23 protein-coding genes are annotated in these 24,365 nt (G+C 45.4%); 1 reads left to right on the forward strand and 22 read right to left on the reverse strand.

The window, feature by feature from the left end:
* Positions 1-5 precede the first annotated feature (5 nt).
* The 11 genes from cas4 to BR63_RS07410 all read right to left on the reverse strand — a co-directional run bounded on the left by cas4 (position 6) and on the right by BR63_RS07410 (position 12,587).
* Positions 6-581, reverse strand: a complete 576-nt coding sequence (cas4, locus tag BR63_RS07360; protein ID WP_034422468.1) for a CRISPR-associated protein Cas4 — start codon at positions 579-581, stop codon at positions 6-8.
* Complete coding sequence (gene cas2, locus BR63_RS07365; protein WP_034422466.1) at positions 574-843, reverse strand: CRISPR-associated endonuclease Cas2; 270 nt, start codon at positions 841-843, stop codon at positions 574-576. The genes cas4 and cas2 overlap by 8 nt, the downstream gene beginning before the upstream one ends.
* Positions 843-1,850 carry a CRISPR-associated endonuclease Cas1 gene (gene cas1 / locus BR63_RS07370; protein WP_034422464.1) on the reverse strand — a complete coding sequence of 336 codons (1,008 nt, stop codon included), beginning with the start codon at positions 1,848-1,850 and terminating at the stop codon, positions 843-845. Before cas1 ends, cas2 begins: the two co-directional genes overlap by 1 nt.
* Before the next feature lie 176 nt (positions 1,851-2,026).
* The gene (locus tag BR63_RS07375) at positions 2,027-2,755 is read right to left on the reverse strand and encodes a hypothetical protein (protein ID WP_034422463.1); all 729 of its coding nucleotides are present in this window, start codon (positions 2,753-2,755) and stop codon (positions 2,027-2,029) included.
* A 1-nt stretch (position 2,756) separates the two neighbouring features.
* The gene (locus BR63_RS07380; protein ID WP_034422461.1) at positions 2,757-3,725 is read right to left on the reverse strand and encodes a DevR family CRISPR-associated autoregulator; all 969 of its coding nucleotides are present in this window, start codon (positions 3,723-3,725) and stop codon (positions 2,757-2,759) included.
* A gap of 28 nt (positions 3,726-3,753) precedes the next feature.
* Positions 3,754-5,460: a hypothetical protein gene (locus BR63_RS07385; RefSeq protein ID WP_034422459.1), complete on the reverse strand. Its 1,707-nt coding sequence runs from the start codon at positions 5,458-5,460 to the stop codon at positions 3,754-3,756.
* Positions 5,461-5,470: 10 nt separating this feature from the next.
* Positions 5,471-7,903, reverse strand: a complete 2,433-nt coding sequence (gene cas3 / locus BR63_RS07390; protein WP_034422458.1) for a CRISPR-associated helicase Cas3' — start codon at positions 7,901-7,903, stop codon at positions 5,471-5,473.
* 587 nt (positions 7,904-8,490) lie between these two features.
* Positions 8,491-9,450 (reverse strand): CRISPR system precrRNA processing endoribonuclease RAMP protein Cas6, encoded by a 960-nt coding sequence (cas6, locus tag BR63_RS07395; RefSeq protein ID WP_034422455.1) that lies wholly within the window; start codon positions 9,448-9,450, stop codon positions 8,491-8,493.
* A 173-nt stretch (positions 9,451-9,623) separates the two neighbouring features.
* Complete coding sequence (locus BR63_RS07400) at positions 9,624-10,142, reverse strand: hypothetical protein (RefSeq protein ID WP_034422453.1); 519 nt, start codon at positions 10,140-10,142, stop codon at positions 9,624-9,626.
* A 110-nt stretch (positions 10,143-10,252) separates the two neighbouring features.
* Positions 10,253-11,248 carry a flotillin-like protein FloA gene (gene floA, locus BR63_RS07405; protein ID WP_276568962.1) on the reverse strand — a complete coding sequence of 332 codons (996 nt, stop codon included), beginning with the start codon at positions 11,246-11,248 and terminating at the stop codon, positions 10,253-10,255.
* A gap of 16 nt (positions 11,249-11,264) precedes the next feature.
* Entirely contained in the window at positions 11,265-12,587 is a 1,323-nt protein-coding gene (locus BR63_RS07410) for an NfeD family protein (protein ID WP_034422451.1), read from the reverse strand.
* Between the two features lie 225 nt (positions 12,588-12,812).
* Between BR63_RS07410 and BR63_RS07415 the strand changes: the two genes are divergently transcribed.
* Entirely contained in the window at positions 12,813-13,418 is a 606-nt protein-coding gene (locus BR63_RS07415) for a lytic transglycosylase domain-containing protein (RefSeq protein ID WP_051965764.1), read from the forward strand.
* 55 nt (positions 13,419-13,473) lie between these two features.
* Here BR63_RS07415 and BR63_RS07420 read toward each other — a convergent pair whose 3' ends face one another.
* From BR63_RS07420 to hrcA, 11 genes are all read right to left on the reverse strand, one after another.
* Positions 13,474-13,932 (reverse strand): GatB/YqeY domain-containing protein, encoded by a 459-nt coding sequence (locus BR63_RS07420; protein WP_034422449.1) that lies wholly within the window; start codon positions 13,930-13,932, stop codon positions 13,474-13,476.
* Positions 13,933-13,944: 12 nt separating this feature from the next.
* Positions 13,945-14,121 carry a 30S ribosomal protein S21 gene (rpsU, locus tag BR63_RS07425; protein WP_034422448.1) on the reverse strand — a complete coding sequence of 59 codons (177 nt, stop codon included), beginning with the start codon at positions 14,119-14,121 and terminating at the stop codon, positions 13,945-13,947.
* Positions 14,122-14,252: 131 nt separating this feature from the next.
* Complete coding sequence (locus BR63_RS07430; RefSeq protein ID WP_034422447.1) at positions 14,253-14,594, reverse strand: histidine triad nucleotide-binding protein; 342 nt, start codon at positions 14,592-14,594, stop codon at positions 14,253-14,255.
* Positions 14,595-14,614: 20 nt separating this feature from the next.
* The gene (gene mtaB / locus BR63_RS07435) at positions 14,615-15,928 is read right to left on the reverse strand and encodes a tRNA (N(6)-L-threonylcarbamoyladenosine(37)-C(2))-methylthiotransferase MtaB (protein ID WP_034422445.1); all 1,314 of its coding nucleotides are present in this window, start codon (positions 15,926-15,928) and stop codon (positions 14,615-14,617) included.
* 2 nt (positions 15,929-15,930) lie between these two features.
* Entirely contained in the window at positions 15,931-16,671 is a 741-nt protein-coding gene (locus tag BR63_RS07440; protein WP_034422443.1) for a 16S rRNA (uracil(1498)-N(3))-methyltransferase, read from the reverse strand.
* 157 nt (positions 16,672-16,828) lie between these two features.
* Positions 16,829-17,758 carry a 50S ribosomal protein L11 methyltransferase gene (gene prmA, locus BR63_RS07445; RefSeq protein ID WP_034422440.1) on the reverse strand — a complete coding sequence of 310 codons (930 nt, stop codon included), beginning with the start codon at positions 17,756-17,758 and terminating at the stop codon, positions 16,829-16,831.
* Positions 17,759-17,768: 10 nt separating this feature from the next.
* On the reverse strand, positions 17,769-18,911 hold the full coding sequence (dnaJ, locus tag BR63_RS07450; RefSeq protein ID WP_034422438.1) for a molecular chaperone DnaJ: 1,143 nt from the start codon (positions 18,909-18,911) through the stop codon (positions 17,769-17,771).
* Positions 18,912-19,164: 253 nt separating this feature from the next.
* Positions 19,165-20,994, reverse strand: coding sequence for a molecular chaperone DnaK (gene dnaK, locus BR63_RS07455; protein WP_034422437.1), 1,830 nt, complete (start codon positions 20,992-20,994; stop codon positions 19,165-19,167).
* A 21-nt stretch (positions 20,995-21,015) separates the two neighbouring features.
* Positions 21,016-21,606, reverse strand: a complete 591-nt coding sequence (gene grpE, locus BR63_RS07460; RefSeq protein ID WP_051965763.1) for a nucleotide exchange factor GrpE — start codon at positions 21,604-21,606, stop codon at positions 21,016-21,018.
* Positions 21,607-21,619: 13 nt separating this feature from the next.
* Positions 21,620-23,191: a TCP-1/cpn60 chaperonin family protein gene (locus tag BR63_RS07465; RefSeq protein ID WP_034422433.1), complete on the reverse strand. Its 1,572-nt coding sequence runs from the start codon at positions 23,189-23,191 to the stop codon at positions 21,620-21,622.
* A gap of 21 nt (positions 23,192-23,212) precedes the next feature.
* Positions 23,213-24,238, reverse strand: coding sequence for a heat-inducible transcriptional repressor HrcA (gene hrcA, locus BR63_RS07470; protein WP_034422431.1), 1,026 nt, complete (start codon positions 24,236-24,238; stop codon positions 23,213-23,215).
* Positions 24,239-24,365: the final 127 nt, after the last annotated feature.

Raw genomic sequence — 24,365 nt, forward strand, 5'->3', positions numbered from 1 at the left:
TTTTTCTAACTCACATCCCCACAATAGTTTCTATATTCGCAATCAGTACAACGGCCCTTATGCTGGTTGGGACGGGGTATTCTTTCCTTGAGAATTATCTCTCGAATTTTTTCTAAGACATCTTTGACAAATATCCGGGCATTAGGAGTAATTTGGATAGGATAAGGTGTTTTTTCCGGAATAATGTATAAAAATCCATAGCGAACCGGCTTGTTATAATAATCCTCTAAGAGCATAGCATAGCTTACCAGTTGATATTTATGATTTAGGGATGGCCCTTTTCTTGTATGCTTAAACTCTACGGGGAAATATTCTCCTTCCGAGACAATGTGCATATCCAGCTTACCTTCCAAACCCAACCGTTCTGAGCGAAGGTACTGGTGAAACCGCCGCTCCCCCTCGGAAAGGCTATACCGTTTGAAAGTACGCCGCTTTTCCAGGCGATCCAGTTCCAAGTGTTCTTCTTTCCCGTACTCCATTTTACGGGTAATTTTTTTCTCCACCGGGCAGACATAGGTAAAATAAATTATGCGCGGGCAGTAAATGTATTGCTTAACATCAGTGACTCTTAATTTAATCATCTATGATAATGCCCCCTGGTTCTACCCGAATTTCGTTCATAAGCCTTAAGTCCTTATCACAAATGGGGCAGATGAGGATTTTGCCAAGGTTTTTACCCAGGATTCTTCTAAGCCGCTGGCGCAATTCGTCTCTGCGGTTGTGGTTAAGATCACCGATAAAGACACTGTATTGGATACGCGCAAGACCATAATCTTTACAAGCTTCACAAATCTTGTTGCGGATTCTATCATCTTCAATATCATAGCTAACTAAAGTACGCATTACCAACTACTAACAAAAGGCTTATACTTCGCCTCTCCCCGTAAAAAGGTGGCAATCCGCCTGGCCTGGTTCTGAATGATGGTTTTTAAGGCTGACTTTTTGCCCTGGAAGCTTTCTTTATGATCAAGGCGCTCAAAAATCCGTGCCGCAAAATCTCTCTTCGTCTGAGTATCCAAATATTCCCCGTCCATACCAATCTCAATTCCTTTGTTTACGATGGCAATGACAACCCTGTCCACTACCGGCTGGCGAAATTCTTCGATAAAATCATAGACCAGGCTTTTCTTCCCCGGCCTATCTACATGCAGGTAACCGCAAAAAATATCAAGGCCGGCCAGGACCAGAGCCTTCTCGATCTGCTGGTTTAATATTCCGTACCCGTAATTTAATAAAGAATTGAAGGGGTCACCTGCTCCGCGATGTTCTCGTCCGGGAAATTCTATTTTCCCATCGGTAAGGAGTTTTACCATATCCCAATAGATATTGCCAACCCGCCCCTCCACTGACATGATTTGTCCGCGGATATCATCAATACACTTCCCTTTTATTTCTTTCAGTTCTTCGGCAAACTTCTCCATCCAGGTGATTCCGTGGTAAATCTGTTCATAAAGCTCACGATTAGCACCTTTACGGTACTTGGCAAAGTATTTTAAGATATTGAGCTGGTTTTTCAGTTTACCTTCCACAAAGGCCTTAGCTAAATGGATTCCTCTTTGGTCATTGTAGGCCATTAATTGCTCGCGACGGGTCATGGCCGTGCCAACCAAATATGGTGAAATCAAACTGGCATAAGGGGTCCCTGAAAAATCCAGGAAGCTTATATAAATCCCATGTCTGACACATTCTCGAATGCAGTCCGTAGATAAAGAAACACCAGGGTTATCAATAATAATCTGCTCCAGGTCATGGAAGGGTATTTCGTTAACGACTTTATTGTTTTCCTTGACTATCAATCTTTCACTTTTCTTGCCCAGGAAAGAACCAAAGTTGGATATGTATAATTGCATTCGACCAGCTCCTCGACCTTCTTCCTGGCTAGATTATTGCCATAAAGTGGAACATATATTCTCCAATACAATTGACGTAACTTGAAAGTGGTGACAGAAAGGAGAACCCACCACAATTACATGTGATGGGCTCTCCTTGAAGAATATTATTATTTTTATTCATTACTTGTAGAGGTTTAAGAGTCATTACGATAATAAGTATAACTTTTCGAACTGGTGACTTGCCGGTACGGGAGCAAGTAAGGCCTTAAAACACGGTGCTTTCCTAACTCGATACTTTTATTTGAAAAGCTATTGATTCGTTCAAAGAAGTCTTTAGCATCAACTTCCCCTAATTCGTCCAAATACTGGGTTATTCCGTACAAGTCAGGTTTAAAGGATTTATGAGAGGAAGGTATTGGTAAAATAAAACCTTCTAACTCACCTTCCACCATTCGTGTTCCGCCAAATTGAAAGAAGCTTCCTCGCTTACCAAAATAATTGATATGTGCTAGGACCAAATTAATTTTATCTATATCTTCCTCATTGAGGGCATATGCGTCTAATGCTATCTTCATCTTTCCTTGAAAATAGCAGAATTCACGAAAGGCTATAGAAGATATATAGGGTTCCTCAGGTTTTTTTTCTTTTGGTTCCCTTTTTATCTTTATAAAAGTATGATTTACAGTCAGATGTTTTGGCGGGCACAATCTTATTTCCCGACTTTTTATCAGGTTAAATATCCAGCGGGCTAAATTTTCTCCTTCCATGCGAAAAGCTGCATCTACCATTGCAAGTTTGCACGCATAAGGGGTCGGTACAAAAAGAGTTTTACCTCCGCTTGAAGTACTATAGCTACTACGTAAAGAAAATAAAGACACTGGTAAATACGATGCTATAAGCCAGTATTTATTAACTGAATTCATATCACATCGCCTCATAAGGTTTGACTTGTAATATTAAGTCTCCCATTTTTTCCGCAAACTCTCCTAAAGAATTAAAAGGATAAAGTGTTACGGCTTGTGGGTGAAGTTTATCAAGGGCATTTTTTACGGTCTTAATCTCCTCTTCATAATTGGGATTTAAAGCACTTGCAACTGGAGCTGGTACAGTACTAGTCGATACTGAAATTATACCTTCAAAATTTACTATATGGGGATTCTGTGTATTACGGTGGGCACCGTTTGGTTTAAGGAATGTAAAGAGTACACTTTGTAAAACAGCCTTTATTCTTTTTTCTCGCTCCTGGTCCGGCAAAACATATTCAAGGTTAATATCATTTCGACCCACTCTGAATAAATCTATATTTAAGACAACCGCATATTGTCCCGAAGATGCGGGTCGGTGAAAAATATTTTGTCCCGTATTGGCACCACTTTCATCACCTGAACCTTTACCTCGTCCTTCAGGCGCGTATTTAACATGAAAGTACGACTCTGTCTTGGTAACATCTGGGCGTCCCACAACCCAACCAAATTCTAGGACAGATTTACGACCAATAGCTCTCTTCTTGCCACCAACTTCACTAGTAATAAGGATACCCTCCGCATCATCGATAATACATTTCTTAATAGCCTCACTTAATACAATATTATCTGGAGTATCCTTGGGGATAGCACCAGCGAACTCGGTATCAGCCACTATGCGATTAGCATCAAACTTTTGACAAGGACCACATAAGGGAAGACTTTTTTCAGTTGCCAAATTATACAAATGTTCAGCTTGAATATGCTTAAACATATCTCCGGAAATGGCATTGACCGCATACATCTTTCCTTCACTATCTACAACCTGTACTTCACGCGTCTGTAGATAATTACCTTCTGCTCCTTCATTATTAAGAGAATGTAAGTTTAAAGTAACAAGACCAGAAACTGCCAGTGAATGGATTTTCATACAAATTTACCTCCCTAAAATTTTATTGTTAATTAACTTTGTCCAGCGACTCTTCCTCACGAGGTTCTCTTGCATAACCGTAAGCTAGAAGGAGCATTCCCACCAGTTCGGAACCGTAATGTTTAATTAAGGTGAAGACCTGATTTAAATCTTCGGTAGTAATATTCTTTCTTGTTTCCTTCCCCTGTTCCATACGTTTAGTATTTTCAGCATTATATGATTGAACAAACTCGGATAGCTCTGTGATAAACTCATTTTGAAACTTAACTTTACGTTTCCACTTTTGCGCAAGACCATATTGAATTTCAAAAGGTGCTTTCCCTGTCATTGATTTTCTAATTTGCGGGCTAATAGTTGACTTTCTAATTGCCGTAGCTATATTTAGAAATCCATGATTTTCTATAATCTCCTTAAAGTCTGACATAAATATCCTCCTTAAATTCTGTGTAGTAAAAGCTTGAGCATGCTTTTTCTGAACTTGACATTGAATAAAGTGAGCACCATAAGCAGCAAGAAAATCGAAAAAAGTTCTATAGTCTCCTGTAGAAAGAAAATCTCGATAAGTCAACAAGAGTGCTATATCATTAGAATGACTTTCATCTAAAGTTCTCAAACATTTTTTGTGTTCTGCCAAAATACCCAGCCAATCCTCAGCGTCTTGATGGTTATGTACTTGAAACCAATCCGGCATTCCTAAGAAAGACACATTCATAACAGCAGAAGCAGTACCCAGATTTTTAAAATAGGTGTTATAAATACCTCTAATAATATCTTTTGGAGTACGACCCGCCAGCTTAATAGAACCTGTACCCTGCTGGAACTCTTCGGAATGCTTAATTAGCTTTTCTGTAATATTTAGGGAAGCCTGAATATCTAACCAAACTGACCCCCTAATACGCTCACTTAGTAAATCATCCCTCAAAGTTTTTAAGTTTTTCGTACTTATGTCTCCAGGAGCAATCACCATCACTTTGGTATCTTTCCCATCATTTCCTGTGTTGTAAGCCAGAAGACCTATATGCATGGCCCGAAACTTCATCCACTCTTCGAACCAGTCAAGCAACTTAGGTGAGATGGAACTTGGACTACTACTATCAGGTTTTGGTCGATGAACCCCTTTACCTGCAACTGGATTAAAAAGTTGGAGCGTAGAAACAGCATTATGAAGTTTATCATCATTATTTTGATTTACTTCCTTTATATTTTGAAAACCAAAGCGGGACAATTTATTTAGCAAAATCGATGACATATCATCAGTTTCCAGAATGGCCTGAAATAATTGATTGTAGGCGTTAGAACCCATACGCATAGAATTAAATATTTTCATTATAGACAAATCATCTTTTGGCTTTGAAGGAGGGATAACCCCCTGTTCCTGCATAGCCTTTCCAATTTGTTTTCCTTTTCTGGCAGTTGTTTTTTGAAATTCTTGATAATTTTTCTCAACCTCCTTCTCTCCTTCATAATCGTACCAAGGGAACCCTGGCGGAACGGGGTCAGTCTTTTTAATCCGAATATAGATATAACCCGGGTCTCGCTTCCACTTTAGTATTTCCTCAATAGACAATTCCGGTGATATTTTGATGGTGTAGACTTCTCCCTCATCAACTATTCTGGTCTTTCTCGTAACTCCATCATGCTCAAAAGAGCCTAACAAGTCAGCCAAGCCGATGGCTACTAAAGCATCTGCATAAGTTCCTGTCTTTTTTAATACTTGAAACTCACCCTTTGACATAACACCCTCCTTAATTAGTAGTCCATTTTAAGGATCCCTGGTCTACCAAACGAAGTCTTCGAACTAAAAACCAATATAAAGGAACCCATTTTCGGTCATTTTCTGCTGTAAGAATAAGATTACGGAAATCCTCTTTATCCTTCTCACCTTGAGGTACAGCTATATCATAAAAATATTTACTAATTCCTAGTGGCTCCAAGGACTTACTAATCCAAAATTTCGCTTTAGGCCAAAGCTCAAAAAGCTGCACTTCTTTCGCCCTAGAACTATGGTGGCGTGCAATAACAGTAATACTTACCCTTGTTAACAATTCAGCTATATTTTCATCCCCTAATTTCTCCAAGAGGTATGTGTATATTCCATTTGTCACCATAAAAGCACCTTCGACAGCGTGGTTTCCACGTTTGTAAGATTCTTTTAGCTGGCGTTTATAATCTCCATTTTCCGGACAAAAAGTAGCATGAGCAAGAGGTTGCCCATCATATCCTTCTCCATCTGCTGGATAGTAATCCTTTTGCCAGGCCCATATACCTGTTTGCCATTTTCTTGTCAACTTGCCACTATCATGTAATACACATAACAATTCTGTTAATGTGTTAACTAAACCAGGGGGCAAATTAAGGTTATACTCCAGCTTTTTAATACCTTTTTGGTACGTAACATCAGTCCTTCTACTAAAATCTAAAGTTGCATGTGCATGGGCTATATATGGTTCAATCTTATAACTGAAAGGTTTAAAACTATTCTTTTTTCTGTAGCGTACCGGAACCTGGGATCCTTCCTTATCTAAGCATAATCCTATATCAGAAGAATAACTGGCTACAGTTGGAGAGAGAACAATTAACCACGCAGTAGTTAACTCTTGTATTGTATTTATAGTTTTCCATTGTAAATTAAGCCCTATAGTTTCATTCTCAGTCTCCATCGGATGCCATCCCACCGGGTTGTCTATTTTACCATCAAAATATTCTCCAATTTTGAAAAGACTTGACCTAGGAACAGATAGCATTTGAGGATTCTGTTCAAGATTTATACTTAATGGATTTTCAGTTAATATAATGCCTACTGAATCTACATCTCTTATTAAATCCCTCGCAAGTGCAAGGTCTCCACCGTCTAATGAAGAATCAACCTTTTTTCGCCAACTGTTAAGTGATTGGCAAATACCAGATATAATATTCACTTCATCTTTATGAACCTGATCAATTAGCTTAACCTCATCTGAGAAGTTAAGACAGCTACCATCTATCTCGAGCATTGCCTTACGAGTTTTGTCTACAAGCTTAGCACTTTCCCCACGATAGGGGCCTAATTTATATTGACCAGTAGGAGTCTTTTCTAATTCATATATCCACACAGTTCCTTTATTTCTAGGATTAGGATATCTGGCACAGCGTCCGGCTCTTTGTAGTAAAGCATTGGCAGGGCATAACTCTGTATGTAAATTATCGGCACTTATATCTATACCAGCTTCAATGACCTGAGTAGCCACTAAAATCACATTGGAAGTAGTTGCCTCGGGACCCAGGTATAACGAAAGCTTTTCTTCTTTCTTTTGACGGTCCTCAGGAAAAAAACGGCTGTGTAATAGAACAAGTTGACAATCTACCGGAAGTTTTTGTTTTAGACCGTTATATATTTCTTGGGCTCGCCCTACTGTATTACACACTACCAATGTTCGCCCATTCTGGTGATACTTTAAAATTCTATCTATAGATAAAGGTTCACTAACCCAACGATACTCCCTTTGTTTATCCCGATGACTTGGCATTTTTTTTAACTCCTGTTCTGTGACAGTTATTTCAACTGCATTAAGATGTTCTTTTAGGACATTAATCGCGGGAGAAGAAAGAGTCGCTGTCATAAAGACAAACTGAGTATATGGCTTTAACCGGTTAACCATCTCCAGAACTGTGGCAAAAGACCTTTGGGGATCAAGTAAATGCACTTCATCTAATATTATTAGGGAACCAATGAACGCCCCCGCGTTAATATTAGCCTGACTAGAGGGTAGTGACAGGGGTAAATTAAGATATGCTGCTAACAATTGGTCTATGGTTGTAAAACAGATATCCCCTTGGTAATATCTATCATCCTGTTGCTCACCCGTTTGAATTGTAATACATATTTCGTTATACTCCCTTTTGGGGCTGACTAGATTATCCTGTAGTTTAAACACATTACTACATGCAGCTCGCATAGACTTATACAAGTTACCGGCCAAACTCCTTAAGGGTAAGGCATAAAAGACCCGATCTACAAAGGGCTGACTTTCAAGCCTGCTCCAAAGATATGCTAATAGAGCAGCCCATGTTTTTCCAGCCCCCGTTGGGGCTGATATGATAACATTCCGTCCGTTAAGTAATGAATTAGCTACACTGTACTGATAGTTGTATAACTTGGCTGTTGGCTTAGCCATTAAGGCTTCGAAAAGATTATCCAACAAAGTCACCGCCTATTTTTAATTCTGCCGGTTATAACTGTTACATACTGAAAATATTATGAGTATAAAATTTTCGACGCTTCCCTTTCTTGTTACTACACCCTCGCATCGAGTATAGCCGTGATCGTAGCAAAATACCTCAATTAAAATCGTTTGTTTGGTCGTATCAGTAAAATTTTTTATTAGCTGCAACAAAGACGAGAAAATACTCAATAGTGATAGAAGCATTTTCTTACCTCCTTATAATAGTTGAAGTTGTATTTAATCTTAATCCAGATTTGCTGTTATAATTGTGTATCGTAGAATTTATTTTTATTCAGGACAGATCTTGGAATTGTTGCCATTTTGTTAATACTATTTAACAAACCAGATAATATAGCTGCAGGAGGTAAGGCTATTGTCGCTTGAGTTTATTTTTTAAAGATATCCCATTGATGTTCGTTATTAAAGACATGAATATAACCTTATGTCTTCCGTTTAAAATTCCGCTAATAACAAGGAGACTGAAACTATAAAAGTTTTTGTTGTAGTTTTTCCTTAACTAGATAACCCGCTTACAAGGGGACTGAAAGTGTTAATGCCGATTTCTACTCAAACCTCACCTGATACTTCCCCATGCCAAACGTAGCCCCTTTACCCACATGGGTAAACTGACCAAGAGTTAATAATTGCATAAATTCTGCCAATTCCCCCTCGTAGGTTACGTTGCCTACCACACCGCCGAGATTCATCCTGGTATCCTGGCGGGAAGAATAGCGTTCCCAGTCAACCCAGATAAATTCCTCGGAAACTGTCCTGATTTTTTCTGCTTGTTTGATGATCTCCTGGAAATTCCCGTTCGGCATAACGCCATGATGAAAATAATAAAGAGAGGAGAGCCGGCGGAGCAGGTTTCTGATCAGGATGTGAAAAGGAACATTACCTACATATCTGCCTTCAAACTTCAACCTGGTCATAGTTTGAAAATCAATAGATAATACATTCTGTTCCCATGTTTTATCATAGTTCAGAACATCTCTACCACTCACCGTAAGGTCGAAGTTACGAACTAATTGATTGTCACCGGAGTAAACGACTTCTCGTTCTTCCGTGAGGTCATTGACGGCCGTTAACTCGGCTAATCGGTACTTCTTCCTGCCCTTACCGATGCCCAGTTCCCCCAGTTCCCGGAAAACCACAATAAAATAGGGTAGGTAAGGAATAGCCCGTCCAAACAAAAGAAGATGAAAAGTGAGTCTTTCTCCTGGGCCATAAAAAGTCCGGGTCTCCAGGGGAGGCTCCAGTACGAAAGGCCTGGGGATAGTATCGTAGTTTTTTAAGACAAGGGAATCGGGTGGCGGCTCCGTCTCGAAAATGTAAGCGTAAGGACAGTTGCTTTTTAGCAAACATTGCGAACATGGACTTTTGGGTTGAGCGCAGGCGATTCTCCTGAAAGCCGTGCCAAACCCGCCCCTTAAGGTAGAACCTTTGTAAGCTGGCAGGTGTAACCCTTCTTCACCGGCTTCCAGAGTGATCTCGTACTTGGCGATTTTAAAATCAGCAAACATTCTTCAGCCCCCTTTAAATAGGGTCTTCACTATAATGGGAGCATGGTTATTTTAACCATTTCGTCAAATATTAGTTTAATTCCTGCTAAATAAAACATATTTTTCCACATTTTTTATAAATAGGTAGAAAAAAGAGCAGACCCTTCTTTAGGCATCTGCTCTCTCTTTTTTTCCTACCTTCTTCTCCTTAAAGCCTTCGGCTTCTGAAGTATTTCGCTCCAGATGATGGCCTGGCGCAGTTCAGCGGGGGAAGGAAAGGCCATAGCGGGTTCGGCCAACACTTGAGGTACAGGTTCAAGTACCCTTTCCTCCCCGCGTTCCTCCGTAACGCCCTCCATGTAACCTTGCCCGTCCACGCCCCGTCCTTCTTCATATAAGGCCATGGAAGGCTGTACCCGCTGTGCAGGTCTAGGTTGCTCAAGATGTGGGGCTACAGTGGCCGGTTTAGCTTTTTTTACCCGTTTCCTGCCCGGCAGTTCCATTTCCATGCCTGGTATGGGGATTGGAAAAGGAAATGGGAAATTCTGAGGAGCGGACTCCTCGGTCCGTTCCTCCCGGATCACTTCAGGAACAGGTTTACGCCGCGGTTCCTGCTGCGGCGGTCTTTTTCTTTCCATCCCTTTTTTGCGGTCGGCAAAAGTCCGCAGGGCTATGAAGATAATGAAGATGATAATCCCTATTAAATCTTCCAAAAGGGGACACCCCCTCATTAGTTACTAGTTACTAGTTATCAGTTATTAGTGGTTTTCATCAGATCCCGGAAATCGGATATCGGAGGTCGGCAAGCGGATGTCGTCCGTGGTTATTTCTTGCCACTGTCACCGCTGCCCTGGACAGGGCCGCCCTTGGCAATGGCATCTCTCATGCTGGTATCTGCCAGGATGTTCTGCATTTGATAATAATCCATGACACCCAGTTTCCCTTCCCGCAGAGCCTGGGCCATGGCTTTGGGCACTTCAGCCTCTGCTTCTACAACTTTCGCACGCATTTCCTGTACTGCAGCCTTCATTTCCTGTTCACGGGCTACGGCCAGAGCGCGGCGCTCTTCAGCCTTAGCCTGGGCAATACGCTTGTCGGCTTCAGCCTGATCCGTTTGCAACTGGGCACCGATGTTGCGTCCAACGTCAACATCAGCAATATCAATGGAGAGAATTTCAAAGGCGGTCCCCGCATCCAGGCCCTTGTTCAGGACAGTACGGGAAATAAGATCGGGGTTTTCCAATACTTCTTTATGGGACTCGGAGCTGCCCACCGTTGTAACGATACCTTCGCCTACCCGGGCGATAATTGTCTCTTCGCCGGCGCCGCCCACCAGACGGTCAATGTTAGCCCGTACAGTTACTCTGGCCCGGGCCCTTACTTCGATACCGTTCTTCGCCATGGCGGCAATGACGGGAGTTTCAATGACACGGGGGTTAACACTCATCTGCACGGCTTCTAAGACGTTACGACCGGCCAGATCAATGGCTGCGGCCCGTTCAAAGGCCAGGGGAATATTGGCCCTTTCCGCGGCAATGAGGGCATTGACAACTCTGTCTACATTACCGCCTGCCAGGTAATGGGCTTCCAGCTGGTTTGTGGTTACGTTGAGGCCTGCTTTATCGGCTTTGATTAAGCTGTTAACAATTAAGCTTGGAGGCACACGACGGAAACGCATACCCACCAGGGTAAAAATGCCGATTTTTACACCGGCCGCCAGGGCGGAAATCCACAGGCCCACGGGTATAAAGCTGAACAGGACGGCCACACCGACAAAAACAATGGCCACCATAATAATTAGAGCAATTAATTCAGGCACTAAACATTCCTCCTTTTTAAGATTCTTCCTTCAGGGCATGGACGATAATACGTATTCCTTCCACCCTGTCTACCACAACTTTACTGCCTTTGGGAATAAAATCCCCCTCAGTGACTACATCAAGGCGTGTTCCATCATCAAGTTCCACTGTCCCTGCAGGGCGCAGGACAGTGTAAGCCACTCCTCGACGACCCACATATTTGGTTAAATCCTGGATCTGTGAAACGTAGCCCTCTTCTTTATTATATTTTAAAGGTAAGACCAGGCGGTGCCAAAACTTGCGCTTGGTAAGAATTTTAAAGCTTAAAAGGACCAGTACGATGGTGCCGACCAGTGATAATACCAGGGAAATGACCCCTGCTTCCCAGCTAGGGGCAGAAAGCACAATACTGGCGATAATGCTAAGGATACCGCCGATCCCCGGCAGGCCAAAACCAGGGACCAAAGCTTCCACCACCAGGAGGATGAGCCCTAAGAGGAAAAGAAGCACGGCTTCCCAGCCGGTAAAGCCGGCCAGGAGATGTCCTCCAAAGTAAAGGGCTAAAGAAACAAGACCGATCACCCCGGCGATACCCCAGCCCACAGTAAGAAACTCGATGATGATCCCGGCAATACCTATGGTGAGTAAGAAAGGAGCTACAAAGGGATTGGTCACAAAACGAGTAAGCTTTTCCGAAACCGAGGCCTCCGCTTCGATGATCCGCGCGTCACTAAAGCCCAGTTTAGTTAATAACTCATTCCTATCGTTGACCGTGTAGTCGCTGTATCCAACTTTAGCTGCTTCCTGATAGGTGAGGGTCAAAAGCTTGCCTTTTTCCACTAATCCCGGGACACCGGCATCCCGGTCAGCCATAGCTATGGCATATTTGGGGTCACGGCCATTGACTTCAGCCGTGGCTGCCATTTCTTTAGCCCAGTAGGAAACAAACTTTTCATCGGCTCTTTGGGAACCGGAACGGGGTTCAGCATCACCTATGGTGGCTCCCGGCTGCATGGCAATAGTTTTGCTGGCCAGGGTAATCAAAGCACCGGCAGAGATAGCACCGCCTTTAACCAGAGCCGTGGTGGGAATGGAACTTTGGCGAATCGTATCCCTGATCTGTAAAGCTGCATCTACCCGGCCGCCAGGTGTGTCTATTTCTAAAAGGACCATATCCGCTTTAAGTTTTTCCGCCTCTGCATAACTTCTGGCTACGAATTTAGATAAACCCGGATCTATGGTATCTCTGATGGGTATGACATAGACAGTTTTAGTGGAAGCAGCCAAGAGACTTCCGGGAATGAGTGTTAGCAGTAAGCAAGTAATAAGCCAGTATACAATCAAGCCGTATCTTTTCATATTTCACCTTCTTCCACGGAGCAATTTTTACCTGGTTATAAATATTCTACCATTCCTTTAGCTAAGAATGTTAGTTATTTTTATTTTAAAATCTTTACAATTTGTTCGATTGCCTTCATCCTCACAATTCATTATAATAGTTTACGTTTATGTCTTTCCAACATTATCCTTGGCTCACTATTTTGTCGTTTTAGGGCGAAATGGTAAGAAAGGAGTGATTTAACCATGAATTTTGGGCCCATTAAATTACCCCGTTTAGTTTTCTTCTATGCTGCCATTGTTCTGACCGCAGTCCTCTGTATATGTATGTTTTATTTACAAAAGGAAGCTTTAGAGGATGAACTTTTAAAATGGCAGGAGGAAGCCCAGCGGCTAAAAAACGAATTAGAAAGGATCAAACGCTATACGGAAATATATCAAACAAGTCCCGAAATTATCGCCCTTGTCCTCCGGGAAAGTGAAAAGTATAAAATAAATCCCACCATGATGTTGGAACTAATTAAACTGGAAAGTAAATTCACAGCTAATGCCATCAGCCCCCATGGAGCCATAGGATTGTGCCAGATTAGACCCGAGACTGCGGAAGAACTGTCCAGAGAGCTGGGGCTTCCCCCGGAAAAAGAACTGCTTTTTAATGCCGAGTACAACATTAAGCTGGGCACCTACTTCCTTAGTAAGCTCCTGGATATTTATGACAAAGACTACCACAAAGCCCTTACGGCCTATAACAGGGGCCCCGCCGGTCTCCTTGCATACATGAAAAAACGGGGTACGGCAGTGAGCACTTACTCCCGGCGTATTAGTGAAGGTTTAGCCCTCAATACGTATTGAATAACCTTAATTAATATTATAAAATTAACAGCCTGGCTCTTGCCAGGCTGCTTTTTTATGCTTCACCTTGTAAAACTTGTTTGACTAACTCGTTGACCAGCTTACCATCGGCTCTGCCTTTGGTGAGGGGCACAATTTTGCCCATAACTTTTCCCATATCCTTGGGGGATTGGGCACCAACTTCGTGCACAACCTTTTTAACCAGTTCAAGAATCTCTTGTTGGGAGAGCTGTTGAGGGAGATACTCCATAAGTATATTAATTTCTTGTTGGAGAGTTTCCACGGTTTCAGGACGGTTGGCTTTCTCGTATTCCGGAATGGAATCACGGCGCATCTTTACTTCCCGAGCCAATACCTCAATAACTTCTTCATCACTTAGTTCATGTCCCCGCTCAATTTCCTGGTTCTTAATGGCTGCTTTTACCATTCGGATTACGGAAAGTTTAAGTTTACCGGCGTCTTTGGCTTTCATGGCTTCCTTCATATCCGCCGTAAGTCTTTCTTTAAGACTCATTAAAGGGACCCCCTATTTAAACTTACGCTTTCTCGCTGCCTCAGATTTCTTCTTTCTTCTGACGCTAGGCTTCTCATAGTGCTCGCGTTTTCTAACCTCTGATAAAACGCCGGCTTTTTGGCACGTACGCTTAAAGCGGCGGAGTGCACTGTCGAGAGATTCGTTTTTTCCAACTCTGACTTCACTCATTCTTTCTCCCTCCCTCCACTAACGACCGTGTTGCTGAATAACGTGCTACGTATATTACAGCAGTAAAAAGCGGGATTTCAGCTAAAATACACATCCTTAATTATACTGTAATAAAAGGAGAGGGTCAAGGATTAACCTGGCGGCCAGGCAAAACTTCTTCCACCTAACAAATGGAAATGAAGATGGGCCACCGTCTGGCCTCCTTCTTCCCCACAGTTGTTGACAACGCGGTAACCCTTTTGCAACTTGAGTTCCTCAGCCAGGTTATGTATTACTCCAAAAATGTGCCCTATTAATCCCTGGTCTTCTTTTTCCATAGTAGCCAAGCTTGTGATGTGTTTTTTAGGAATAACCAGTACATGTACTGGCGCAACGGGATTGATGTCATGAAAGGCGAGAACCTTCTCATCCTCATAAACCTTTTTGCTGGGTATCGTTCCTTCGGCAATTTTACAGAAAATGCAATCGCTCACTGCTCTCCCCCCTTTTCTTTTTAAGATACACTTGGGTTAATTTCTCCCAAACATTTTTTCCCCTGGACCTCTTTAATTTTTACAGGGACAATTTGCCCCCGACTAACCCCGCAGGAAGGGAACTGGACTTTTAAATAATTGGGGGTATGCCCTTCCCAGTACCCGTGACTAAGGTATGTTTCCACCAGTACATCTAAAGTATTTCCCAAAAACTTCCTGCTATAGTTTTTCGCCAGCTCTTCCGCCAGTAAAATTAGCTTTCTGCTGCGTTCCTCTTTAACGGGGGGAGGAACCTGCCTGGGAAACTCTGCTGCAGGCGTACCCCGGCGCGGTGAATATTTAAAGACATGGATGTCACTGAAGGCCATTTCCCTGACAAACTCATATCCCTGGTTGAATTGTTCCTCCCTTTCTCCGGGAAAACCGACCATAATATCTGTGGTAATACTGATGCCTGGTACCTTAGTTCTGATCTTTGTCACAATATCCCTGTATTCTTTTGTAGTATAGGGCCTGTTCATGGCTTTTAAAATCTCATCATGGGCGCTTTGTAAGGGCAAATGAAGATGGGGGCAGAAGTTTTTATATTCGACCAAAAGTTTTAGTATCCTGGCTGTAACCTCCGTGGGTTCGATAGAACTGAGGCGCCACCTGACCTCGGGAGCTAAAGGCAAAAGTTCGGCGAGAAGATCAGCAAGTTCTACCCCTTCTTTCAGGTCCTTACCATAGGCCCCCAGGTGAATACCCGTTAAGATAATCTCCTTAAAGCCTGCCCTGATCAGTTTTTGTGCTTCCTGAATGGTATTGCCGATGCTGCGGCTGCGCACCGGTCCCCGGGCATAAGGAATAATACAGTAGGAACAGAACTGCTCACAGCCTTCCTGGACTTTTAGGTAGGCCCGGGCCCTTTCAATAATTTTTTCCAGGGGAATATCCTCAAAAACTTTTTGTTCTTTAATATCTTTAACCAGAGTAAGGGAGCTTTTCCTGTCGCCTAATTCCTCTACCAGGTCTACGATCCTTCCTCTTTCACTGGTGCCCACCACCAGGTTAACCCCGGGTATCTGGGTTACTTCCCCGGGCGAGGTTTGGGCATAACAGCCCGTCACCACGATTTTCGCCTGGGGATTGGCCTTGACAGCTTTTCTTATCATCTGGCGCGATTTGCGGTCACCTAAATGGGTCACCGTGCAGGTATTGATGACATAGACATCGGCAGGGTCTTCAAAGTCCACCACTTCATAGCCCCGGCTTTTAAACATCCCCGTAAGGGCCTCTGTTTCGTTCTGATTAACTTTGCAGCCTAAGGTATAAAACGCCACTCTGCCTTTCATCTTCATGCCCCCAGGTCGCCCCACTGGTACATTACAGCCGTGACAGCCGCTAATCCGGCAGTTTCCGTCCGTAGTATCCGGGGGCCTAAAGATACGGTAACAGCACCGGAGGACCTGGCTAAGGCCACTTCTTTTTCCGAGAGACCCCCCTCCGGTCCTATGACGATGTATACGGGTTTATTAGAAGGTGTTTTCTCTAAAACCACTTTAAGAGAAGCGCCTCCCTCTTCCCAGGGTACCAGGAGTAAAGCTCCCTGAGGTATATTCCGCAGGAAAAGCTCCAGGGAACAAGGCTGCAGCACTTGGGGAATCAGCGAGCGACGTGACTGTTTTACGGCTTCCACAGCAATCTTCTGCCAGCGCTCCCGCTTCTCTTTTTTCTTTTTCTCATCCAGTTTGACAATACTGCGTTCCAGTTCTAAAGGAATAATTCCCCGCACCCCCAGTTCTGTAGCCTTTTGGATAATTAACTCCATCTTATCCCCTTTGGGCAGTCCCTGGGCTAACCATACCTCGAGGGTGCTCTCCCTGGGCAGGAAGCGGGAAGAGGTAAGGGAAACATCAGCCTGTCCATCCTGGAGTCTCTTGATGACTCCATCATATTCCCAACCGGCTCCATCGAAAACAACAACAGGATCACCGGGAGCCAGGCGCAGGACTCTGGCCAGGTGCTTATATTCCTCGCCGTTAACTGTTGCAGTACCATTATTGATCTGTTCCCTGGATACATAAAACCTGTGCACGTTAACACATCCTCTTCAGGCGACTTCCGCTTTCCGATGTGATATCCGACTATAGTAACCAGAGCTCAGTTTCCAGTATCAGGAATACGACATCGGATATCCTACGGCCGAAATCCGACCCTAAACCACTAGTAACTAGGAACTAATAACTAATAACTTACTTTTGCCACACCAAGGCCACCCAGTCTTCCTGGCAACTTTCCTCTACAAGTTCAAAGCCCAAATCCAGGCCGGTATGGACTACATCGTCTCTCCGTTCACCGATGATACCGGAGGTAATAAAAATACCGTTTTCTTTGAGGTTAGTTTTTGCCTGGGGAAACAATTTAATAATAATATCGGCAATGATATTGGCTACGATCAGGTCCGCCTGGTCCGTAATACCGGCGAGAAGGTCATTGACCTGGACTTGAATCTTATCATCCAGGTTATTCTTCTTGATATTTTCAGCGGCAACCTTGACGGCAGTGGGATCATAATCAAAGGCTTTGACCTGGCTGGCCCCCAAACGGGCGGCACACATAGCCAAAATGCCGGTCCCAGTCCCCACATCAAGGACTGTATCATCCTTTTTCACATATTGCTCCAGGAATCTCACACACATGGCAGTCGTGGCATGAGTACCCGTGCCAAAGGCCATCCCCGGGTCCAGGTCCAGCACAATGTCCTCTTCCGAGGCCTCATAGCGTTCCCAGGAAGGACAGACCACCACCCGTTCTCCTATTTTGACCGGTTTGAAATATGCCTTCCAGGAATTGGCCCAGTCCTCCTCGTTTAAAGAGGAGATGATAAGCTCGGGCAGGGGCTGGTCCAGGCGGCTCATGATCTCAGCCACCTCCGCCCTGAGTTCCTCCAGTTTTCCGGGCAGCCTGTCATCAACGGGCAAATACCCTTTGACTAAAGTCAAGGGCCTGTTTAAGAGGTCTTCCGGCAGCTCATAAGCATCCCATTGACCGCTTCCGGCCATGGCCTTCACCAGTTCAGGATCTTCGATGACTACACCGCCGGACCCAAGTTCATAGAAAATATCCGAAATAGCCTCCACTGCCTCAGGCACAGTACTAATACTGATTTCTTGCCACTCCATTGATATCCTCCTAACCCTTCAGAGAATCCCAAAGCCGCTCAAAGATCCCTTTTTCCTTCCCCTTTTCCTGGGGCCTGTAATTTTCTTCACCGCTTACTTTCGCAAAGTCCCGCAATAATTTTTTCTGTTCTTCCGAAAGCTTGGTGGGAGTAACCACAACCACTTTCACGTGCTGGTCTCCCCGGCCACTCCCCTTCAGATGGGGTATACCCTGACCGCGGAGGCGGAAAACAGTACCTGTCTGGGTCCCTTCGGGAATTCTTAAAGCAGCCTTCCCCTCCAGGGTAGGCACTTTAATTTCGTCTCCCAGGGCTGCCTGCACGAAAGTAATAGGCATTTCCAAATATATATCGTCCCCATGTCTTTCAAAGATTTTATGGGGTCTTACTTCAATATAGACATAGAGGTCTCCGGGCGGCCCGCCTCTGAGGCCGGCCTCACCTTCTCCTGCTAAACGAATGCGTGAACCTGTATCCACACCGGCAGGAATCTTGATGTGGAGTTTACGGGTTTTACGTATCTTACCTTTACCGTGACATTCAGGACAGGGTGTGGTAATGACTTTGCCTTCACCGCCGCATTCCGGACAGGTCTTGATGGTCTGGAAATGGCCGAGCATCGTTTTTTGCGTATAGCGCACCTGACCTGTACCCTGGCACTTGGGACAGGCAGCGGGACGGGTTCCCGGTTTGGCGCCGGTACCTTCACAGGTAGGACAGTTTTCTAACCTGGGTAATTCAATATCCTTTTCCACACCAAAGGCAGCCTCTTCAAAGGTTAATTCCAGATCGAGGCGCAAGTCGGAACCGACTTGCGGTCCCCGGTTGGCTCTTTGGGCGGCTCCCCCAAAGAACATATCAAAAATATCGCCGAATCCGGTAAAGTCACCGGCTCCGCCAAAGCCTCCAAAGCCGCCAAAACCGTTGGGATCGGTACCGGCATGACCAAACTGATCATAGCGTGCCCGCTTATCGGGGTCACTTAGAACTTCATAGGCTTCATTGATTTCCTTGAATCTTTCCTCAGCAGTTTTGTCGCCTGGGTTTACATCAGGGTGATACTGCCGGGCCAACTTCCTGTATGCTTTCTTTATTTCTGTCTCTGAGGCATTTCGTTCTACACCTAATACCTCATAATAGTCTCTTTTGGCCACCGGTGTCACCTCCTCACTCTTTTAAACGATTTCCGCTTACCGACATCCGATATCCGAATTCAGTGACCGGAGTCCAGTGTCCGGAGTCCGGCACCTGTGTAAGTGATCAGAGCCCAGTGTCCGGAGTCCGGTTTATTAACTGGTCACTGGTCACCGATCACTGATCCTGGTCACAGGTCACCGGTCACCGAAAAGGTTATCAAGAAAGAGGGCTCACGCCAAAGTCCTCACCTTAGCGGGAGCCTTTCCTTAATTATTTATCTTCCTTAATTTCATAATCGGCGTCAACCACATTATCCTGGCTCTTGCCGGCTCCCTCCTTGGGCCCTTCCCCACCGGGGGCCCCGGCACCGGCATTCTGGTACATTTTGGCAGTGAGCTGATACAGGACATTGGTAAGGGCTTCCGACTTAGCCTTGATTTCTTCCACATTGTTACTCTGCATGGCGTTCTTCAAGGCTTCCTTGGCCTCATTAATCTTGTCTACTTCCCCTTTGTCGGCCTTATCCCCCGCCTCTTTCAGGGTTTTTTCCGTCTGATAGATGAGGTTGTCAGCCTGGTTCCTGATTTCCGCCTCTTCTTTACGTTTCTTATCTTCAGCAGCGTTCTTTTCCGCTTCTTTTACCATTCTTTCGATCTCATCTTTGGAAAGCCCCGTGGAAGCGGTAATGGTAATTTTCTGTTCTTTACCTGTTCCCAGGTCCTTCGCCGATACGTTGACGATACCGTTGGCATCAATGTCGAACTTGACTTCAATCTGAGGCACACCCCTGGGGGCAGGAGGAATACCGGTAAGCTGGAAACGGCCCAGGGTCTTGTTGTAGGCAGCCATTTCCCGTTCACCCTGCAGCACATGAATTTCTACTGTTGTCTGGTTATCGGCAGCTGTAGAGAAAATCTGGCTCTTGGAAGTAGGAATGGTGGTATTGCGCTCAATCAGGCGGGTAAATACCCCGCCCAGGGTCTCAATACCCAGGGAAAGAGGTGTAACGTCCAAAAGCAGAACATCTTTTACTTCTCCGGCCAGTACCCCTGCCTGGATAGCAGCACCGATGGCCACACATTCATCGGGGTTGATGCCCTTGAAGGGCTCCTTGCCCAAAAGATTCCTGATGGCATCCTGTACGGCTGGGATCCTGGTGGAACCGCCTACCAGGAGGATCTTATCAATATCCTTGACATCCAGCCCGGCATCTCTTAAAGCCTGGCGGGTGGGACCCATGGTCATTTCCACCAGGTCAGCGGTGAGTTCATTAAATTTAGCCCTGGTCAGGGTTAAATCCAGGTGCTGCGGCCCCTCTGCCGTTGCCGTAATAAAAGGAAGGTTAATATTTGTAGTGAGCACGGAGGATAATTCATGCTTGGCTTTCTCAGCGGCTTCCTTGAGGCGCTGTAAGGCCATTCTGTCAGACTTGAGGTCGATACCCGTCTGTTTCTTAAATTCCTCTACCATCCAGTTGATGATGCGCTCGTCAAAGTCATCACCGCCCAGGCGGTTATTGCCGCTGGTGGCTTTTACTTCAAAAACACCGTCACCCAGTTCCAGGATGGAAACGTCGAAAGTTCCCCCCCCTAAGTCATAGACCAGGATGGTCTGGTCTTCTTCCTTGTCGAGACCATAAGCCAGGGCAGCGGCGGTAGGCTCGTTGATAATACGTAAGACCTCCAAACCGGCAATACGACCGGCATCACGGGTAGCCTGGCGCTGGCTGTCGGTAAAGTAAGCAGGTACAGTAATAACGGCCTGGGTGACTTTAGTTCCCAGGTAACTTTCCGCATCAGCTTTCAGCTTTTGCAGGATCATGGCGGAGATTTCCTGGGGTGTATATTCCTTATCATCAATACGGACTTTGTGATCAGTACCCATATGACGTTTAATGGAGATGATGGTACGGTCAGGGTTGGTAATGGCCTGGCGTTTGGCCACCTGGCCCACCAGCCGCTCTCCCGACTTGGAGAAAGCTACCACAGAAGGAGTGGTCCTGTTTCCTTCAGCATTAGGGATGACAACAGCTTCTCCACCTTCCATAAATGCTACACAGGAGTTAGTAGTACCTAAGTCAATGCCTATCACTTTGCTCATGCTTTTCTTCCTCCTTTAAAGTTACATGTTTTTTGCAACTTTAACCATAGTTGGTCTGATTACTTTATCTTTAAAACGATAGCCTTTGCGCAGTTCTTCCACAATTAAATTGTCCTCCTGGCCCTCTTCGACAGGTACCTGCATAATGGCTTCATGGAGCAGGGGATCAAAAAGCCGGCCTAAAGCCTCGATAGGCTGTAAGCCTTCCCGCTGGAGCACATCCATGAGCTGCCGGTAAATCATATTGACGCCTGCCATCAGACCCTGTTTGTCTTCCACCTGTTGTTCCATAGAACCCAGGGCTCGTTCCAGGTTGTCAAGGACAGGCAGGAGATTTATCACCACACCTTGCGAAGCATATTGGAACCACTCTTCTTTTTCCTTATTGGTACGCTTGCGGTAGTTGTCAAAGTCCGCATGCAGCCTGAGAATTCTCTCCTTTAATTCTTCCACCTCTGCGTTTTTTTGGGCCAGCTGCATTTCTAATTCATTACCCGGTTTTTCCTCAGATTCCATCCCCATGTTTTCTTCATCGGGATTCATGTTCATCTCTTCCGCCGGTTCCCTTTCGGTGCCGGCTGTTTCCTGAGGATTCGGCCTGTCTTTTTCCATCACTTGTCACCACCTAGACAAAATCTTCGCCTTTCACATCATTGTGCGGCTTTGTTTCTTTCTTTTTGATAATTGTATCAATGCGTAGAATAGCTTCCGCTACCTCCCCCGCAGCCTTAAGGGCATGCTTTTTAACCAGGGCAGGGTCAAATACACCGAGTTGGCCCATGTCCTTTACTTCCCCGGTATCACAGTCGATACCTAAAGAGTCAAGACCGCTTTCGGCCTGGGCTGCCATAACATCTCCCAGTTTCTCCAGGGGATTAAAACCGGCATTGAGGACTATTTGCGAGAAAGGCTTCTTGAGGGCCGCAATCACACAATCCAGACCATAGGCTGCCATGCCCCGGACATCTTTACGGGCCTCCTCGATGTGCCGGGCGATGGCCAGTTCTATAGACCCTCCTCCCGGGACAATACCGCCTCTGACTGCAGCCTGTATGGCGGAAGCGGCATCTTTGGCGATACGTTCCCGCTCGCCCACAACCTCTTCTGTGGAAGCACCTACGAGGATAGTCGCCTCGGCTTTACCTGCACCCCCCAGCAGGCGCACATGCTCTAATTTTTCATCCAGGAAGGCCTCCCGGGCACTGCCGGTATATTTTTCCAGCTCAGCTAATTCTTTTTTTAAACCGGTTCTTTTTAACAGCCTGGCTCCGGTATGTTCGCCGGCCCGGCGCAGTTCTCGATTGGAAACCCGCTGCAGCACCATGACCTGATGGTCGGTCAGAAACTCTTCCGCAGCAGCATCTACTCCCCGGTCAACCAGGATCAGGTTAACACCGGCTTCTATAATTTTTTTGATGTTGTTCCTGAATTCTTCCTGCAGGGCCAGATAACGCGTAAAACCGGCCTCCGTAGCCAGGGCTTCATCCTCAACCTCCTCAGGTTCCAGGGCATCATCAATAACCAGGACCTTTACAGGCCCCAGTTTCTTTGGCATTTCCGAATTCATGGGCTCTTTGTTGATGATCACCCCGGGTACCACCTGGTTCTCCGCACCTTCCTCAGCGCGGATGATTTCCGCCAATTTAAAGGAAGGATCGCGAAGCTTTTCCTGGCCCATCAAAATGGCAGCCTGCACCACCAGTTCGGCAATATCTTCGTTCTCCCGGCCTGCCACCAGGGCTACCTGCTTCAATAGAGGGTCCCGGATGTCCTTTATCTGGATGGTCTTAGCCTCCAGGACAGAGAGGGCTTTCTTGACCCCAATACGTAACCCCTCGATGACTTTGGCCACAGGTACGCCCTTTAAAACCTGGGCCACACCCTCGCTGACCAGAGCCCCCGCCATAATGGTAGCCGTGGTGGTGCCGTCGCCGATTTCCTCCTGCTGAGCCTTGGCGATCTTAATGAGCATCCTGGCCGCCGGGTGATTGACATCCATCATATCCAGGATCGTTACACCGTCATTGGTAATGACCACATCACCAAACTGGTCTACCAGCATGGTATCCAGGCCTTTGGGTCCAATGGTCCCTTCTACGGCCTGGGCAATGGCCCTGATGGCATTGGCATTGGTCATCAGGGCCGCCAGTCTTTCATCCACCTCAGAGTTCTGCGTGACTTGTTGTTTTACACTCATTCAGGGAACCTCCGGTAATGCTTATAGCCTTGTAATGGCTTTGGATAAGGCTTCTGTTATATATTCCAGAATACTCACAGCTTTAGAATATTCCATACGGGTAGGCCCTAATACTCCTAAAGTGCCGATCACCCGCCCGTTCAGGTGGTAAGTGGCTGTAATCAGGCTGCAGTTTTTCATGCTCTGATGGATATTCTCCGAGCCGATCTTTACCGTAATCCCGGCCTCCGGGGCAGGATGCAATACCTCTTTTATAGCCGCTTCCTGCTCCAGGAGTTCCAGGAGCCCTTTTACCTTTTCAATGTCTTTAAATTCGGGCTGGTTCAGGATGTTTAAGGTTCCTCCCAGGTAAACTTTATTCTCCTCTTCCAGGCTAATGGCGTTTTCTACCAGCTCAATCACACTGTTCAGCAGTTTTTTCTGGTAGAGCAGTTCATGATAGATGGTTTGCAGGATGGTAGGACGCCATTGTTCAACGGAGAGACCATACAGCCGTTCATTGAGCACCCGGGAAATGGCGGTGAAGTCTTCATGATTTAAGCCTCCGGGAACGTCAATTACCTTATGTTCCACGTGGCCGTTATCAAGCACCATCACCACCACAGCCTTACTGTCATCAATAGGTAAGATCTGCAGGTGCCGCAGGGCATTCCTGCCCAGGGCAGGAGCCAGGACAAGGGCCGTGTAATTAGTCAGTTGGGATAACAGTTTGCTGGAAACCTGAATCAGCGCCTCCGTTTCCCGGATTCTCACCATCATGGCCTTGCTGATCATGTCTTTGATATCTCTATCCAAAGGCTCTTTTTCCATCAGGCAGTCCACATAATACCTGTAACCTGACTGGGAAGGTATCCTTCCGGCAGAAGTATGGGGCTGTTCAATCAAACCCAATTCTTCCAGGTCGGCCATTTCATTTCTTACGGTAGCCGGGCTTACACCCAGGTTATATTTACGGGAAATAGTACGAGAGCCAACAGGTTCCGCGGTAGCAATGTAATCCAGGATGATAGCCTGTAAAACTTTTTGTTTTCTTTCATCCATTTTCATGCTGTACCACCCCCTTGTTAGCACTCCCCTCTATCGAGTGCTAAAGTTTTCTATTTTAACATACCACTTGCCTTTTTTTTTGTCAACGCCGGCTTGTCTCCATTGTCGCACTGCGCCGTGGGCATCG

The organism is Thermanaerosceptrum fracticalcis (assembly GCF_000746025.2).
GTDB lineage: Bacteria > Bacillota > Peptococcia > DRI-13 > DRI-13 > Thermanaerosceptrum > Thermanaerosceptrum fracticalcis.

Excerpts from the sequence above, each read along its gene's own strand:
- cas4 (WP_034422468.1), bottom strand. The coding sequence starts at position 581 with ATGATTAAATTAAGAGTCACTGATGTTAAGCAATACATTTACTGCCCG.
- cas2 (WP_034422466.1), bottom strand. The coding sequence starts at position 843 with ATGCGTACTTTAGTTAGCTATGATATTGAAGATGATAGAATCCGCAAC.
- cas1 (WP_034422464.1), bottom strand. The coding sequence starts at position 1,850 with ATGCAATTATACATATCCAACTTTGGTTCTTTCCTGGGCAAGAAAAGT.
- BR63_RS07375 (WP_034422463.1), bottom strand. The coding sequence starts at position 2,755 with ATGAATTCAGTTAATAAATACTGGCTTATAGCATCGTATTTACCAGTG.
- BR63_RS07380 (WP_034422461.1), bottom strand. The coding sequence starts at position 3,725 with ATGAAAATCCATTCACTGGCAGTTTCTGGTCTTGTTACTTTAAACTTA.
- BR63_RS07385 (WP_034422459.1), bottom strand. The coding sequence starts at position 5,460 with ATGTCAAAGGGTGAGTTTCAAGTATTAAAAAAGACAGGAACTTATGCA.
- cas6 (WP_034422455.1), bottom strand. The coding sequence starts at position 9,450 with ATGTTTGCTGATTTTAAAATCGCCAAGTACGAGATCACTCTGGAAGCC.
- BR63_RS07410 (WP_034422451.1), bottom strand. The coding sequence starts at position 12,587 with ATGAAAAGATACGGCTTGATTGTATACTGGCTTATTACTTGCTTACTG.
- BR63_RS07415 (WP_051965764.1), top strand. The coding sequence starts at position 12,813 with ATGAATTTTGGGCCCATTAAATTACCCCGTTTAGTTTTCTTCTATGCT.
- BR63_RS07420 (WP_034422449.1), bottom strand. The coding sequence starts at position 13,932 with ATGAGTCTTAAAGAAAGACTTACGGCGGATATGAAGGAAGCCATGAAA.
- rpsU (WP_034422448.1), bottom strand. The coding sequence starts at position 14,121 with ATGAGTGAAGTCAGAGTTGGAAAAAACGAATCTCTCGACAGTGCACTC.
- mtaB (WP_034422445.1), bottom strand. The coding sequence starts at position 15,928 with ATGAAAGGCAGAGTGGCGTTTTATACCTTAGGCTGCAAAGTTAATCAG.
- prmA (WP_034422440.1), bottom strand. The coding sequence starts at position 17,758 with ATGGAGTGGCAAGAAATCAGTATTAGTACTGTGCCTGAGGCAGTGGAG.
- dnaK (WP_034422437.1), bottom strand. The coding sequence starts at position 20,994 with ATGAGCAAAGTGATAGGCATTGACTTAGGTACTACTAACTCCTGTGTA.
- grpE (WP_051965763.1), bottom strand. The coding sequence starts at position 21,606 with ATGGAAAAAGACAGGCCGAATCCTCAGGAAACAGCCGGCACCGAAAGG.
- BR63_RS07465 (WP_034422433.1), bottom strand. The coding sequence starts at position 23,191 with ATGAGTGTAAAACAACAAGTCACGCAGAACTCTGAGGTGGATGAAAGA.
- hrcA (WP_034422431.1), bottom strand. The coding sequence starts at position 24,238 with ATGAAAATGGATGAAAGAAAACAAAAAGTTTTACAGGCTATCATCCTG.